Source organism: Streptomyces sp. NPDC060194 (assembly GCF_042728285.1).
Classification (GTDB): Bacteria; Actinomycetota; Actinomycetes; order Streptomycetales; family Streptomycetaceae; genus Streptomyces.
Genome location: NZ_JBHWZH010000038.1, coordinates 31,075 through 45,489 on the forward strand (window position 1 = coordinate 31,075; position 14,415 = coordinate 45,489).

General features: G+C 71.8%; 16 protein-coding genes, 1 tRNA gene and 1 riboswitch. Of the genes, 7 read left to right on the forward strand and 10 right to left on the reverse strand.

Going from position 1 to position 14,415, the window contains the following annotated elements:
- Nucleotides 1-39 precede the first annotated feature (39 nt).
- Nucleotides 40-1,395 (forward strand): SGNH/GDSL hydrolase family protein, encoded by a 1,356-nt coding sequence (locus ACFWEG_RS11350; protein WP_387212298.1) that lies wholly within the window; start codon nucleotides 40-42, stop codon nucleotides 1,393-1,395.
- Nucleotides 1,396-1,477: 82 nt separating this feature from the next.
- Here the strand turns inward: ACFWEG_RS11350 and ACFWEG_RS11355 are convergent, their stop codons facing one another.
- From ACFWEG_RS11355 to ACFWEG_RS11370, 4 genes are all read right to left on the reverse strand, one after another.
- On the reverse strand, nucleotides 1,478-2,113 hold the full coding sequence (locus ACFWEG_RS11355; RefSeq protein ID WP_387212301.1) for a DUF1707 domain-containing protein: 636 nt from the start codon (nucleotides 2,111-2,113) through the stop codon (nucleotides 1,478-1,480).
- 9 nt (nucleotides 2,114-2,122) lie between these two features.
- Nucleotides 2,123-3,115: an ATP-binding cassette domain-containing protein gene (locus ACFWEG_RS11360; protein WP_387212304.1), complete on the reverse strand. Its 993-nt coding sequence runs from the start codon at nucleotides 3,113-3,115 to the stop codon at nucleotides 2,123-2,125.
- A gap of 7 nt (nucleotides 3,116-3,122) precedes the next feature.
- Nucleotides 3,123-3,911 carry an ABC transporter permease gene (locus ACFWEG_RS11365; protein WP_387212345.1) on the reverse strand — a complete coding sequence of 263 codons (789 nt, stop codon included), beginning with the start codon at nucleotides 3,909-3,911 and terminating at the stop codon, nucleotides 3,123-3,125.
- A 73-nt stretch (nucleotides 3,912-3,984) separates the two neighbouring features.
- Nucleotides 3,985-4,785 carry an ABC transporter permease gene (locus ACFWEG_RS11370; RefSeq protein WP_387212307.1) on the reverse strand — a complete coding sequence of 267 codons (801 nt, stop codon included), beginning with the start codon at nucleotides 4,783-4,785 and terminating at the stop codon, nucleotides 3,985-3,987.
- Nucleotides 4,786-5,035: 250 nt separating this feature from the next.
- On the opposite strand from ACFWEG_RS11370, the gene ACFWEG_RS11375 reads away from it, so the two are divergent.
- On the forward strand, nucleotides 5,036-7,381 hold the full coding sequence (locus ACFWEG_RS11375) for a transglycosylase domain-containing protein (protein WP_387212310.1): 2,346 nt from the start codon (nucleotides 5,036-5,038) through the stop codon (nucleotides 7,379-7,381).
- A 65-nt stretch (nucleotides 7,382-7,446) separates the two neighbouring features.
- On the opposite strand, the gene ACFWEG_RS11380 is transcribed toward ACFWEG_RS11375, so the two are convergent.
- The 3 genes from ACFWEG_RS11380 to ACFWEG_RS11390 all read right to left on the reverse strand — a co-directional run bounded on the left by ACFWEG_RS11380 (nucleotide 7,447) and on the right by ACFWEG_RS11390 (nucleotide 8,666).
- Complete coding sequence (locus ACFWEG_RS11380) at nucleotides 7,447-7,767, reverse strand: DMT family transporter (RefSeq protein WP_387212312.1); 321 nt, start codon at nucleotides 7,765-7,767, stop codon at nucleotides 7,447-7,449.
- Nucleotides 7,768-7,801: 34 nt separating this feature from the next.
- A riboswitch (guanidine-III (ykkC-III) riboswitch) is annotated at nucleotides 7,802-7,874 on the reverse strand.
- A gap of 40 nt (nucleotides 7,875-7,914) precedes the next feature.
- Nucleotides 7,915-8,247: a GroES family chaperonin gene (locus tag ACFWEG_RS11385; RefSeq protein ID WP_387212315.1), complete on the reverse strand. Its 333-nt coding sequence runs from the start codon at nucleotides 8,245-8,247 to the stop codon at nucleotides 7,915-7,917.
- Between the two features lie 101 nt (nucleotides 8,248-8,348).
- Nucleotides 8,349-8,666 (reverse strand): DUF3618 domain-containing protein, encoded by a 318-nt coding sequence (locus tag ACFWEG_RS11390; RefSeq protein ID WP_387212318.1) that lies wholly within the window; start codon nucleotides 8,664-8,666, stop codon nucleotides 8,349-8,351.
- Nucleotides 8,667-8,807: 141 nt separating this feature from the next.
- Between ACFWEG_RS11390 and bcp the strand changes: the two genes are divergently transcribed.
- The 5 genes from bcp to ACFWEG_RS11415 all read left to right on the forward strand — a co-directional run bounded on the left by bcp (nucleotide 8,808) and on the right by ACFWEG_RS11415 (nucleotide 12,415).
- On the forward strand, nucleotides 8,808-9,275 hold the full coding sequence (gene bcp, locus ACFWEG_RS11395; protein WP_387212321.1) for a thioredoxin-dependent thiol peroxidase: 468 nt from the start codon (nucleotides 8,808-8,810) through the stop codon (nucleotides 9,273-9,275).
- A gap of 118 nt (nucleotides 9,276-9,393) precedes the next feature.
- Nucleotides 9,394-10,902: a glycine betaine/L-proline transporter ProP gene (gene proP, locus ACFWEG_RS11400; protein ID WP_387212324.1), complete on the forward strand. Its 1,509-nt coding sequence runs from the start codon at nucleotides 9,394-9,396 to the stop codon at nucleotides 10,900-10,902.
- Between the two features lie 135 nt (nucleotides 10,903-11,037).
- Complete coding sequence (locus ACFWEG_RS11405; protein WP_387212327.1) at nucleotides 11,038-11,661, forward strand: HNH endonuclease; 624 nt, start codon at nucleotides 11,038-11,040, stop codon at nucleotides 11,659-11,661.
- Entirely contained in the window at nucleotides 11,658-12,314 is a 657-nt protein-coding gene (locus ACFWEG_RS11410; RefSeq protein ID WP_387212330.1) for an HNH endonuclease signature motif containing protein, read from the forward strand. The genes ACFWEG_RS11405 and ACFWEG_RS11410 overlap by 4 nt, the downstream gene beginning before the upstream one ends.
- Nucleotides 12,315-12,342: 28 nt before the next feature.
- Nucleotides 12,343-12,415, forward strand: a tRNA-Leu gene (locus tag ACFWEG_RS11415).
- Between the two features lie 58 nt (nucleotides 12,416-12,473).
- On the opposite strand, the gene rdgB is transcribed toward ACFWEG_RS11415, so the two are convergent.
- The 3 genes from rdgB to rph form a co-directional block, all read right to left on the reverse strand.
- Entirely contained in the window at nucleotides 12,474-13,076 is a 603-nt protein-coding gene (gene rdgB / locus ACFWEG_RS11420; RefSeq protein ID WP_387212333.1) for an RdgB/HAM1 family non-canonical purine NTP pyrophosphatase, read from the reverse strand.
- 22 nt (nucleotides 13,077-13,098) lie between these two features.
- Nucleotides 13,099-13,506, reverse strand: a complete 408-nt coding sequence (locus tag ACFWEG_RS11425; protein ID WP_387212336.1) for a hypothetical protein — start codon at nucleotides 13,504-13,506, stop codon at nucleotides 13,099-13,101.
- A 122-nt stretch (nucleotides 13,507-13,628) separates the two neighbouring features.
- Nucleotides 13,629-14,360 (reverse strand): ribonuclease PH, encoded by a 732-nt coding sequence (gene rph, locus ACFWEG_RS11430; protein ID WP_387212339.1) that lies wholly within the window; start codon nucleotides 14,358-14,360, stop codon nucleotides 13,629-13,631.
- Between the last annotated feature and the right edge of the window lie 55 nt (nucleotides 14,361-14,415).

Here is a 14,415-nt window from a genome sequence, read left to right on the forward strand (position 1 = left end):
AGCACTCGGCTCCCTCTGTTCGAGGAGGCACGACACCGCATGGCGAAGCGTCATGAAGGGGAGTCCGGGGCCCGCCCCGGCGCCCGGAGCGGCCTCCTGCTGGCCTCCCTCGCGACCCTGGTGACGGCCGTCTCGGTCGCCATCTACCTGGGCGTCGGCGGCACGTCCCGGCCCTTCGCCGACCGCGGCACCGAGCCCGGACCGGCGGCGCGCACCGTGCACGGCAACGTGGCGCCCGCCGCGGCCGGCGCGTGGGTCGGCACGTGGTCCACCTCCCCCGCCGCCGCCGAGCCGGGCGCGCCGAACGGCTTCCCCGGCCGTTCGCTGCGCAACGTCGTGCACGTCAGCATCGGCGGCACGAACGCGCGCGTCCACCTCTCCAACCTCTACGGCGCCTCCCCCCTGCGGATCACGAACGCGACGGTCGCCCGGGCCGCGGGTGACGGCCCGGCGGCGGTCGCGGGCACGATGCGGCCGCTGACGTTCGGCGGACGGCCGTGGGTCGTCGTGCCCGCCGGTCAGGCGGTCGTCAGCGACCCGGCGCGGATCGAGGTGCCGGCCGACTCGGACCTGCTCGTCACCACGTACACGCCGGACGCGTCGGGCCCGGTGACGTACCACCCGCAGGCACGGCAGACCTCCTACGTGGCCGACGGCGAGCGCACCTCCGAGGTGGCCGGGGCCGCGTACCGCACGCAGACGCCGTACTGGCGCTACGTCACCGGCGTCGACGTGCTGAGCCGGGAGGCGCGGGGGTCGGTCGTCGCGTTCGGCGACTCGCTGACGGACGGGGTCAGCTCGACCACGAACGCGAACCGGCGCTGGCCGGACGTGCTCGCGGACCGGCTGGCGGCGTCCGACGACCCGTCGCTGCGGCTGGGCGTGCTGAACGCGGGCATCAGCGGCAACCGGGTCCTCGTGGACGCGGCGCCGGGCGTGAACCCGAGCGGGCTCTCGCGCTTCCAGCGGGACGTACTGTCGAAGAGCGGGGTGCGGACCGTCGTCGTCGACCTCGGGATCAACGACATCATCCGGGTGCCGGCGGACGCCGACGCGGACCGGATCGTGCGGGGCCTTAAGGAGCTGACGGCGCGGGCGCACGAGCGGGGCGTGCGGGTGGTCGGGGCGACGCTCATGCCGTTCCAGGGGCACCGCGGGTACACGCCTCGGCTGGAGGCGATCCGGGAGGACGTCAACCGCGAGATCCGCGCGGGCGGGGTCTTCGACGAGGTCGTCGACTTCGACAAGGCGCTGCGGGACCCGTGGGCGCCGCGCCGGCTCCGCGAGGAGTACGACTCGGGCGACCACCTCCACCCCAGCGACCTCGGCTTCCGCAGGATGGCCGAGGCGGTCGACCTGACCACCCTCGTCGGCAGCCGCGCGACACGTCTCTAGGCCCCGGACCCCGCTGGAGGCTCCGCCCCCAGACCCCCGTTCGCGGCTCCGCCGCGGATGCACGGGCTGCGCCCGCGCGGCCTCAGTCGCCGGCCGGGCTGATGGGTGGTGCCTTCTTCGGTCGCTTCGTCTCCACCGCCACCCCGCCCATCAGGGCGAGCCCCGTAATCCGCACCCGCGGGGAGCCCGGCGCGGGTTCCTCCGCGTGTTTGGAGTTGTGGTCGAAGCCGCCCATGAGGCCGATGCCGACGACCTCGACGTGGAGGTCGGGGGGCACGGTCACGACGATGCCGCCCATGACGGCGACGCAGCGGATCTCGACGACGTCGGACTCGAAGCGCGCCTCGCGCAGGTCGATCTCGCCGCCGCCCATGACGGCGACCGAGGTGAAGGCGCGCGGAGCCGTCCAGCGGCCGCGGCGCGAGAAGCCGCCCCAGAAGGCCAGGGCCCAGCGGGAGGTCGGCGGGCCGCCGATGCGGTCGGACCAGCGGACGGGCGCGGGGCCGGAGCCGGTCGCGGGCTTGGCGAGGGAGTGGGAGGGCAGGTCCGCGGTGAGGGGTTCGAGCTCGCCGTAGGTGCGCGCCCCGTACGCCGCGTCGAGGCGGTGGCCGAACTCCTCCATGTCGAGCCGGCCCTCGGCGAGGGCGTCGCGGAGGCGGTCGGCCACCCGCTCCCGGTCGGCGTCCGACGCCCGCAGCTCGGGCAGCTCTTCGCTCATGACCGCATCCTAGGCGGGCCGCGGGCCCCTGTCGGCGTACATGCGTGCGATGACGTCCTCGATGTCCGGCTCGCGGATCGACAGATCCATCACCGGGTAGTCCGCGGCCAGTTGGGCGACGAGCGGCGCCGCGGAGGCCGCGGCCGGGAAGGCGAGCCACTGCCGCGGCCCCTCGGTGCGGGTCACCCGCGCACCGGCGACCGCGACCGGGGGCAGCTCGCGCTCCAGGTCGACGACCAACGTCCTTTCCGATTCGCCGACTTCGTGCAGCCCGCCCAGCGCCCCGTCGTACATCAGCCGGCCGTGGTCGATGACCATCACCCGCTTGCAGAGCTGCTCGATGTCGGTGAGGTCGTGGGTGGTGAGCAGCACGGTGGTGCCTGACTCTTCGTTCAACTGCCGCAGGAACGCGCGCACTTTGGCCTTGGAGACGATGTCGAGGCCGATCGTCGGCTCGTCGAGGTACAGCACGTCGGGATCGTGGAGGAGGGCCGCCGCGATGTCGCCGCGCATCCGCTGGCCCAGGGAGAGCTGGCGGACGGGCACGTCCAACAGCTCGGCCAGCTCCAGCTGTTCGACGCAGCGGTCGAGGTTCTCGCGGAAGCGCGCGTCGGGGATGCGGTACATGCGGTGGGCGAGCCGGTAGGAGTCGATCAGCGGCAGGTCCCACCACAGGGTGGTGCGCTGGCCGAAGACGACGCCGATCCGCTGCGCGAGGCGGGTGCGTTCCCGCGACGGCTCGATCCCGGCCACCCGCAGCCGGCCGGCGGTGGGGGTGAGGATGCCGGTGAGCATCTTGACGGTGGTCGACTTGCCCGCCCCGTTGGGGCCGATGTAGCCGACCATCTCGCCGCGGGCGACCCGGAAGGACATGCCGTCGACCGCCCTGACCTGCCGGGTCTCGCGCCGCATGAACCCCGTCCTGCGGCGGACGTCGAAGGTCTTCTCGACGCCGTCGAGCAGGATGAAGTCGTCCGGGGTCGTGCTGTCGTCCAAGGTCACGGCGGCCTCAGCTTCCCGTGGAGCGGTAGGAACGGAGCCCCGCCCGCCACGCCAGCGCGGCGACCGCGCAGAAGGCGACGGCGACGAGCGGGGGCAGCAGGGCGAGCGCGTCGGGCAGACCGAGCGGGTTGTCGCGGCCGAGGACCCACAGCGCGGGGATCCAGTTGACGAAGGCGAGCGGGACGACGAAGGTCACCCCGCGCACCAGGTCCTGGGCGAAGACCGTCGGCGGGTACTGCAGGAGCGTGTTGCCGCCGAACGTCACGGAGTTGGCGAACTCGGCGCCGTCCTGGGCGAGGAACTGCAGGCTCGCGCCGAGCACGAACACCGCGCCGAAGATGACCGCCCCGCACAGCACCATCATCGGCACCGCGAGGACCTTGCCCGGGCTCCAGTCGACACGGCCGTCGCCCACGAGCAGCACGAGCGACCACACGAGCACCATCAGGCCCTGCGTCAGCCGCCCGAGCCGGCGCAGCGCGAACCGGTCCGCGGCGACCTGCGCGAGCACCGGGGCGGGGCGGACCAGGAGGGTGTCCAGGGTGCCGTCGCGGACGCGGCGGCCGAGCCGGTTGAGCTGGCCGAGGGTGAGGTCGGCGATCCCGAACGCGGTCCCGGTGGTCCCGTACAGGAACGCGACCTCCGCGAAGTCGAACCCGCCGAGCCCGTCGACCTGACCGAACATCAGCAGCACCACGACGAAGTCCAGGAACGTGATCACGAAGCTGCTGACCAGGGTGACGACGAACCCGAACCGGTACGTCATCGTCGACCGGATCCACATCGCGGCCACCATCCGGTACGCCCGCCATCCCTCGCGCGCGGTGCGCGTCCAACGGGCGAGCGCGCTCCCCCGCCCCGTCTCCCGTTCAGCCACCCTGCACCACCACCCTCCGCGTCGCCGCCGCCTGCAGCACGCGGCCGGCCAGCAGGAGGGCGAGCGCCCAGCCGGCCTGGAAGGCGTAGGCGCGCAGCAGGCCCCAGCCGGTGGCCTGCTCCAGGAAGACGTCCGCCGGGACCTGCAGCATCGACGACCAGGGCAGCGCCCGCGCCACCTCGCCGAACGCGCCGGGGAAGACGTTCAGCGGCAGCATCATCCCGGAGAAGAACAGGCCGAGGATCCAGGCGAGTTGGGCCGTACCCGTCCCGTCCATCAGCCAGAACGCGCTCAGCCCGACCAGGTACCACAGCGCGAAGGAGACGGTGACGGCGAGGACGACGGAGACCAGGAAGGCGGCCCAGGTCAGCGGGGACTTCGGCAGCGCGAGGTCGAAGGCGAGTGCGCCGACCGCCATCGGGACGACCCCCCGGCCCAGGAGCTGGAACGCGGCCCGCCCGTAGTTGGCCGCCATCCACCACAGCTGGAGGTCCACCGGCCGGCACAGGTCGATCGCGATGTCCCCGTTCTTGACCCGCTCGACCAGCTCCTCCTCGATCGTGCCGCCCATCAGCCCCACCGCCGCGAGCAGCGCCTGCCCCAGCCACGCGTAGGTCAGCGCCTGCGAGAGGTCGTAGCCGCCGAGGCTCGGGCGCTCGTCCCACAGCGCCTGGTAGGTGTAGGCGAGGATGAAGCCGAAGACGGTGTTGGTGAACACCCCCGCCGCCGTCGCGACGCGGTACGTCGAGTAGCGGCGGAAGCCGCCCGCCGCGACGGACGCGTACAGCCGCACCCCGGACCCTCCCTCCCTCGTTCACCAACCGAACCCGTATCGACCAAAGATCGCGAGCCTAGTCCGGGCGCGCGGCGGGCCGCCACTGGATTGCGGATCCGCCGTCCGAGTGACAGGGCTGGGCCGTCCGGCCGTTCCGGACCCCGTGCGGAGCACATCGTGCCCCGTGTGTACGGAACGCATCACGGGACAGTGGGTGACTTGGCCGAAATCGGGCGTACGCCGTGAAACCGGGGAGTGGTGCACCACCATGAGTGACGAGTCGCAGCAGGGGACCGAGGGGCCGCAGGGGTGGGCGCCGCGCGGCCGGCCCGAGGGCGACGCCGGGGCCGCCGGGCCCGAGGGGGGCGGGAAGAAGAAACGGTCCCCCCTGCGGCGGGCCCTGCGCTGGGCCCTCGGCATCCTGCTCGCGCTGTTCCTCGCCGGCGCCGCCGTGCTGGTCACCGCGTACTTCCTCGTCGACATCCCCGAGCCCAACCAGCAGGCCGTCGCCCAGAGCAACGTCTACCTGTACTCCGACGGCACCCAGCTCGCCCGCGACGGCGGCAAGGAGAACGTCAACCGGCAGAACATCACCCTCGACCAGGTCCCGCTCGACGTCCAGCGCGCCGTGCTCGCCGCCGAGGACCGCGACTTCTACGACGAGAGCGCCGTCGACCCGCAGGCCCTGGTCCGCGCCACCTGGAACACCCTCACCGGCAAGGGCAAGCAGGGCGGCTCGACGATCACCCAGCAGTACGTCAAGAACTACTACCTCGACCAGGACCAGACGCTGCTCCGCAAGCTGAAGGAGCTGATCATCTCGGTCAAGCTCGGCCAGGAGAAGTCGAAGAACGAGATCCTGGAGGGCTACCTCAACACCAGCTACTTCGGCCGCAACGCCTACGGCATCCAGGCCGCCTCCCAGGCCTACTACAGCCGCGACATCGAGGCCGTCGACGTCTCCCGCGGCGCGTACCTCGCCTCGCTGCTCAACGCGCCGAGCGCGTACGACGTCGTGGTGCACCCGGAGAACAAGGGCCGGGCGGAGGCCCGCTGGAACTACGTCCTGGACGGCATGGTCAAGGAGGACTGGCTCGGGCAGTCCGAACGCGACGCGCTGGATTTCCCCACCCCGGGGCCGGTGAAGGCCGCCGCGGGCATGTCCGGGCAGCGCGGGTACGTCGTCAAGGCCGTCGAGGACTACCTGCTCGGCAACGACGTCCTCAGCGAGGACGAACTCGCCGCCGGCGGCCACCGCATCACCACCACCATCGACCGGAAGAAGCAGCGGGCGCTGACCGACGCCGCCGAGGAGACGGTCGTCGACAAGCTCGGCACGAAGGCCCCGGACGCCTACGTCCGGGTCGGCGCCGCCTCCATCGACCCCGCGAGCGGCAAGGTCGTCGCCCTCTACGGCGGCCGGGACTACACCGAGCAGTACACGAACACCGCCACCCGCCGTGACTACCAGGTCGGCTCGATCTTCAAGCCGTACCTGTTCACCTCGGCCGTCGACAACCGCTCGAAGACGCAGGGAGGGCAGCGGATCACCCCGAACACGATCTACAACGGCGACAACAAGCGCCCCGTCCAGGGCCCCGACGGGCCGATCGGCTACGCGCCGGAGAACGAGGACCAGCGCTCCTACGGCGACATCCCCGTCACGACCGCCATGGACCGCTCGGTCAACTCCGTCTTCGCGCAGATGGCCGAGGACGTCGGCTCCCAGCGGGTCAAGGACACCGCGATCGACCTCGGGCTCCCCGAGGACACCCCCGAGCTGAACGCCTACCCCTCCATCGCGCTCGGCGTCGCCACCGCGAGCGTCCTGGACATGGCCGAGGGCTACGCGACGCTCGCCGACCACGGCCGGCACGGCACGTACCGCATCGTCCAGGAGATCACCAAGGACGGCCGGAACGTCGGGCTGCCGAAGACGAAGACCCGCCAGGCCGTCTCGCGGGAGTCCGCCGACACCACCACCTCGATCCTCCGCTCGGTCGTGCGCGGCGGTACGGGCACGGCCGCCGCGGTCCCCGGCTGGCAGGTCGCCGGCAAGACCGGCACCGCCGAGGAGGACAAGGCGGCCTGGTTCGCCGGGTACACGCCGAAGCTGGTCACGGTGGTCAACGTGATCGGCATGGACCCCGTCTCCGGCGCGCAGAAGCCGCTGTACGGGGCGCTAGGCCAGCCCCGCATCAACGGCGGCGGGCCGCCCGCGCAGATCTTCAGCGCCTACACGACGGCCGCGCTCGCCGGCACCGACCCCGTCCCCTTCGACCTCGACCTGGAGCCGGGGGCCCTGGACGAGCCGAGCTCCAGCGCGCCGGAGTCGTCCGCCGCGCCGTCCAGCTCCGAGCCGGAGAGCGAGTCGCCGTCGCCGAGCGCCTCGGCCACCGACAGCAGTCCGGCCCCGGAGTCGCCCGAGTCACCGCCGACGAGCCCGTCGACCCCCGAGGCCCCGGAATCCCCCGACGCGCCGGACTCACCGGGCGACGGCGAGGACACCCCGTCGGGGCCGTCGGTCGAATCGCCGCCGGACCTCACGGACGAGCTGTTCCGGCAGCAGGAGCCGCAGGCGGCTGACGACCCGGGCGGCGAGGAGCAGGGGTAGGCGGACGCGCGCCCCCGGAGGCGGTCCTCCGGGGGCGCGGTGCCTTGCGCAGGATCGCCCGCAGGTCAGTGCCCGCTGGTCGCCTTCAGCCCGACGACGGCGACCAGCAGCAGGCAGACGAAGAAGATGCGCGCGGCGGTCGCCGGCTCACCGAGCAGCACCATGCCGAGCACCGCCGCGCCCGCCGCCCCGATCCCGACCCACACGCCGTACGCCGTCCCGATGGGCAGCGTCTTCGAGGCCTGCGAGAGCAGGTACATGGAGGCGACGATCCCGAGCCCGGTCAGGACGCTCGGCAGGGGACGGGTGAACCCGTCCGTGTACTTCATCCCGATCGACCAGCCCACTTCGAGCAGACCGGCGACGACGAGCAGGACCCAGGCCATGACGGCACACCTCCGACGAGAACGGAACTTGCGGTGTGCGCCGTCTTTGCGGATCCCGGTACGGCGCGCCTCGTCGGGTAGGTCCACCGTAACAAAGGGCGGCGGGCGGCAGTACCTCCGATACCGCGCCGCAGGAGGGGCCCTGCCTCAGAGGTACAGGCCGGTCGCGTCCTGCGACACCCGCTCCGAGGCGACCGCGTGCAGGTCGCGCTCGCGCATGAGGACGTACGCCACCCCGCGCACCTCGACCTCGGCCCGGTCCTCCGGGTCGTAGAGGACCCGGTCGCCCACCTCCACCGAGCGGACGTTCTGGCCGACCGCGACCACGTCGGCCCAGGTGAGGCGCTTGCCGACGGCGGCCGTCGCCGGGATCAGGATGCCGCCGCCGCTGCGCCGCTCGCCCTCCCCGGCGTCCTGCCGCACGAGCACGCGGTCGTGCAGCATCCGGATGGGCAGCTTGTCGTGCGGGTTCTCGCTCACGGTCCGAACCTACCGGGGCCCGGGCGCGGCACGGCCCGGCGGGGGCGTACCCGACGCCCCCGGGCCGTACCCGAGCGGGCCGTACGCGGGCGGCCGCACGCTCAGCGGCGCTTCGCCACCGACAGGGTCACCAGGCCGATCACCGCGACACCGACCAGCGCGACCGGCACGATCCGCTCCAGGCGGGGCGAGCCGTCCTCGCCGACGAACTGGGCCCGCACGCCCGAGACGGCCCGGTTGGCGGAGACGTACGCCCGGCCGAGCGTGTTGTCCACGGCCTCGGTGACCTTGGCCTTCGCGTTCCCCTTGATCGTCGAGGGGTGCACGCGGACACCGATCTCGTCGAGGGTGACCGCGAGCTTGTCGCGGCGCGTCTTGATGTCCGACTCGATCTGAGCAGGGGTCCTGGCGTCCGACACCGGGCTGCCTCCGTGGTCGTGGTCGTCAACGTACGAGCGGGTGTGTGGTCAGGCACAGTCTGTCAGCTTGCGGTCGCGCCCACCTGTCAGCACCCCCTACTAGGCTCGTGCCGACTGCCCCCGTTCCGCGAGGAGAACCCCATGAGCGAGCGTCTGACCGCCGGCGACACCGCCCCCCTGTTCACGCTGCCCGACGCGGACGGCAAGGACGTCTCCCTCGCCGACCACCTCGGCCGCAAGGTGATCGTCTACTTCTACCCGGCCGCCCTCACCCCCGGCTGCACCAAGCAGGCCTGCGACTTCACCGACAACCTCGACGCGCTCGCCGCCGCCGGGTACGACGTCATCGGCGTCTCCCCCGACAAGCCCGAGAAGCTGGCGAAGTTCCGCGAGAAGGAGTCCCTGAAGGTCACCCTGGTGGGCGACCCGTCGAAGGAGACCCTGGAGGCGTACGGCGCGTTCGGCGAGAAGAAGCTCTACGGCAAGACGGTGACGGGCGTCATCCGCTCCACGGTCGTCGTCGACGAGCAGGGCAAGGTCGAGCACGCCTTCTACAACGTGAAGGCCACCGGCCACGTGGCGAAGATCATCAAGGATCTCGGAATCTGAGCCCGGGGCCGCGATCCTGGTGACCTGGGTCCCATCTCACCGGGACCTATGTTTGCGGGCGCGACGGTTGTGCAGGTGTTCCCCTCGGATATACGTGTCCGATGAAAGGAACATCACCATGGCGGACAACGGCCTACAGCCCGCGCCCGACCCCGCGGCCTACAGAAGGCACCGCGCGCTCTTCCGCACCATCGACCGGCGCAGGAACCCGCCGCTCCGCCGGACGGACATCACCGTCACGGACGAGGCGGCGGTCAGGCGCGCCGTGAAGGCCGCGTCGCTCGGCAACGCCATGGAGTGGTTCGACTTCGGCGTCTTCGCCTACCTCGCCGTCACCCTCGGCAAGGTCTTCTTCCCGTCCGGGAACGACACGGCGCAGCTGCTCTCCTCGTTCGCCACCTTCGCGGTCGCCTTCCTGGTCCGACCGCTCGGCGGCATGTTCTTCGGCCCGATGGGTGACAAGGTCGGCCGCAAGAAGGTCCTCGCGATCACGATGATCCTGATGGCGGTCAGCACCTTCGCCATCGGCCTCATCCCGTCCTACGCCGCCATCGGCTTCTGGGCCCCCGCCCTGCTCGTCCTCTTCCGGATGCTCCAGGGCTTCTCCACCGGCGGCGAGTACGGCGGCGCCTCGACGTTCATCGCCGAGTACGCGCCCGACAAGCGCCGCGGGTTCTTCGGCAGCTTCCTGGAGTTCGGCACCCTCGCCGGGTACATCGGCGCGGCCGGCCTCGTCACGATCCTCTACGCCGTCCTCGACGACGCCTCGATGCTGTCGTGGGGCTGGCGGATCCCGTTCCTCGTCGCCGGACCGCTCGGCCTCGTCGGCCTCTACCTGCGGCTGAAGCTCGACGAGACGCCCGCGTTCCAGAAGCTCGCCGACGACAACGCCCCGGCGACGGCCTCGGCGACGGAGGCGGCGGACAGCGTGGAGACCACCGCGAAGGGCGACCTCGCGAAGATCTTCACCAGGCACCTGCCGACGCTGATCCTCTGCATCTGCCTCGTCGGCGCGTACAACATCACCAACTACGCGCTGCTGTCGTACATGCCGACGTACCTCAGCGACGAGATGGGCTACGACGAGACGCACGGGCTCCTGCTGCTGCTCGCCACCATGGCGGTCCTCATGCTCGTCATCAGCCGGGTCGGGCGCTGGAGCGACCGGTTCGGGCGGAAGCCGCTGCTCATGACCGGCTTCCTCGGGTTCCTGGTCCTGACGGTCCCCGCCTTCCTGCTCGTCCAGCAGGGCAGCGTGGCCGCCGTCATGGGCGGCATGCTGATGCTGGGCCTGTCCCTCGTCTGCCTCCTCGGCACGATGTCGGCGGCCCTGCCCGCCCTCTTCCCGACGAACGTCCGCTACGGCTCGCTCTCCGTCGGCTACAACCTCTCCGCGTCCCTCTTCGGCGGGACGACGCCGCTCGTCATCACCGCGCTCATCGGTTGGACCGGCGACGAGATGATGCCCGCCTACTACACCGTCGCCGCCGCGATCGTCGGCGTCATCTCCGTCGCCTTCATGAAGGAGACCGCCCGAAAGCCCCTCGACGGCTCCCCGCCCTCCGTCGAAACCAAGGAAGAAGCCGCCGAACTGGTCCACGCCCAGTCCCCGGCCCCCAAGTTCTGAACCCTCCGCCCTTGAACGGCCCCTCTCGCTGCAACTGAGAGGGGCCGTTCCGCGTGTCATGCGTGACCATCCGATAACCGGACCCGTTACTCCGCACGACCGGCCGAACGCACGGCCGGAGGGATGGGGGTCGGCATGCCGGCGAGGTACACGCGGGAGCTGCTGGAGCAGGCGGCGAGGGAGACGACGAGCTGGGACGAGGCGGTGCGATGGTGCGGCAAAGAGCCCACGCAGTACAGCAAGCGGTACCTGAGCCAGCGGATGAAGCGGGAGGGGATCGACACCTCCCACTTCGTGAGCGCGTCGGAGCGCCACAGCGAGTCGTTACTGCGGGAACTCGTGGCCAGTTCACTGTCCGTCAAGGAGGTGGTGCGTCGACTCGGCATCAGCAACGTCGGCGGCAACCAGACGCACATCGCACGCCGGATCGCCGCGTTCGGCATCGACACGTCCCACTTCCGCCAGGTGTCGGCCGGACGCACCCGACGCGGGGAGGACTGCCTGACGATGCGCGACCCGGCGCGGGGGCGCGTGCCCGGCGAACGCTTGCGCAGCGCCCTCCTGAGGAGTGGGGTGCCTGAGCAGTGCGCGCGGTGCGGAATCGGTACCGAATGGAACGGCAAAGTCCTCCGCCACGAGGTCGACCACATCAGCGGCGACTGGTGGGACAACCGCCCGGAGAACCTGCGGCTCCTGTGCCCCAACTGTCACTCGATCACCGACACCTACCGCGGCCGGAATCGGGGGCCGAAGTCGTGAGCAAGTACCCACGAGCCGCCTTGGAGCCGGCCGCGGCGAAGTCCGCGGGGATGCTCGACCTGATGCGTGACGTCGGCGCTCCCATGGGTAGCGGCCCGCGCGGCTGCCTCGCCGAACGACTCGCGCACCACGGCATCGACATGGGTCACTTCGACCAGCCTCGCGACAGAGACGGTGCGCATCTCCTGCCAGAGGCCGAGCTCACCGAAGCCGTAGCAGCAGCGCACGGGTTGGCCGACCTGCTTCGGCGCATGGGGCTGCCGCCCTACAGCGACTCCGCGCGGGCGCAGGCGAAGCGCAGCATCGACGAGTACGGGCTGTCGACGGAGCATTTCACCGGACAGGCGCACGGGGCGGGCACGGTGGCGCCGAACCGGCGGAGTGCGGAGGAGATCCTCGTACTGCTTCCCGCGGACCGTTCCCGTACCCGGACCTTCCTGCTGCGGCGGGCTCTGGACGAGATCGGCGCCGTGCGCGAATGCTCCGCCTGCGGTCTCGGCGAGACCTGGCAAGGCAGTCGCCTCATCCTGGAGATCGACCATGTCAACGGCGATCGGCTGGACAATCGGCGCGAGAACCTGCGGTACCTGTGCCCGTCGTGCCACAGCCAGACGATCACCTTCGCCCGCGGCGGTCGGCACCCGTCACGTTGACACTGCCGGTACAGTAGGCGTGCTTCTCGCGCCCGTAGGCGACCTGGTTAGCCGTGATCTTTAGGTGGTCATGTATGTCGGTTCGAATCCGACCGGGCGTACAGGAATGACAAGGTCTGATCGATCCCCGAACGGGTCGATCAGACCTTCGTTGTCGTGTCAGCCGAGGAGGTCGCGGAGGATCGGGGCCAAGGCGCGGAAGGCCTGGCCGCGGTGGCTGATGGCGTTCTTCTCGGCGGGGGAGAGTTCGGCGCAGGTGCGGGAGTCGCCGTCCGGCTGGAGGATCGGGTCGTAGCCGAAGCCGCCGGTGCCGGAGGGGGCCGAGCGCAGGACGCCGGGGAGGGTGCCGGAGACGACGTGTTCGCGCCCGTCGGGCAGGGCGAGGGCGGCGGCGCAGAAGAAGGACGCACCGCGGTGCTCGGGCGCGATGTCGGCGAGCTGGGCGAGCAGCAGGTCGAGGTTGGCGCGGTCGTCGCCGTGCCGCCCGGCCCAGCGGGCGGAGAAGATGCCGGGCGCGCCGTTCAGGACGTCGACGCAGAGCCCGGAGTCGTCGGCGATCGCCGGGTGCCCCGTCGCCTGCGCCAGCGCGTGCGCCTTGAGCAGCGCGTTCTCCGCGAAGGTGACCCCGGTCTCCTTGGTGTCCGGCACCTCCGGATACACGTCCGCGCCGACGAGGTCGTAGGACAGACCCGCGTCGGCGAGGATCGCGTGCAGTTCGGTCAGCTTGCCCGCGTTGCGCGTGGCGAGGATGAGGCGCGTCATCCCCCGATTATCCCGCGCCCGCTCAGCCCGGCGTGCAGACCTTGGTCAGCTCGCCGGCCGCGGAGGTGACCCCGGACAGGTCGGGCGTCGCGTCCCCGCCCTCGGACGCCTCCCGCACCCCGGCGACCGCGTCGGCGAGATCGTCGACGGCCTTGGAGACGTCGACGTTGTCGGTCTTGTCCCCCAGCGAGGTCAGGTTGCGGTCGATGGACGCGAGCGACTCCTCCAGCTGGGTGGGGTCGCCGGAGGCGGTGTCCACGGCCTGCTGGAGCTCGGAGATGCTGGTGGCGACGGCGTCCGCGGTGGCCACGCAGTCGAGCGCGGTGTCGACGGCGGAGCACCCGGTCAGCGCGGTCGCGGTCAGCGCGGCCGCACCGAGGCCGAGCGCGAGGCGGCGGCGTACGGTCACGGTCGCGGGGATCGTGGGCATGGTACGGAGTCCTCCCGTGGTCCGAGGGCGCGCGCCCGGGGCGCCGCCTCTCACCCCGACAGACGCCGGCGGCCCCCGCCCCGGTTGCCCGGGCGCGGGGGCCGCGCGTCACGCCGTACGGCTCAGAGGGTCCGCTCGAGCGCCGCCCGCTGGATCGCGGCGAGTTCCGCGCAGCCGCCGGTGGCGAGGTCGAGGAGGGCGTTGAGCTCCTTGCGGTCGAACGGTTCGGACTCGGCGGTGCCCTGGACCTCGACGAAGCGGCCGTCGCCGGTGCAGACGACGTTCATGTCGGTCTCGGCCCGCACGTCCTCCTCGTAGCAGAGGTCGAGCAGCGGGACGCCGTCGACGATGCCGACGCTGACCGCGCCGACGGTGCCGGTGAGCGGCTTGCGGTTGGGGCGGATGAGCTTGTTGGCCTGTCCCCAGGCGACCGCGTCGGCGAGGGCGACGTAGGCGCCGGTGATCGCGGCGGTGCGGGTGCCGCCGTCGGCCTGGAGGACGTCGCAGTCGAGGACGATCGTGGTCTCGCCGAGCTGCTTGGTGTCGACGACGGCGCGCAGCGAGCGGCCGATGAGGCGCGAGATCTCGTGCGTGCGCCCCCCGATCTTCCCGCGCACCGACTCGCGGTCCCCGCGGGTGTTCGTGGCGCGCGGCAGCATCGCGTACTCGCCCGTCACCCACCCCTCCCCGCTGCCCTTTCGCCAGCGCGGGACGCCCTCCGTCACCGAGGCGGTGCAGAAGACCTTCGTGTCGCCGAAGGAGACGAGGACAGACCCCTCGGCGTGCTTGCTCCACCCGCGCTCGATGGTGACAGGGCGGAGCTGGTCGGGCGTGCGGCCGTCGATACGTGACATGGGGACGACCCTAGCGCCCGGGCGCGCCGCCCCGCGCACGCGAAGGGCCCGCCCC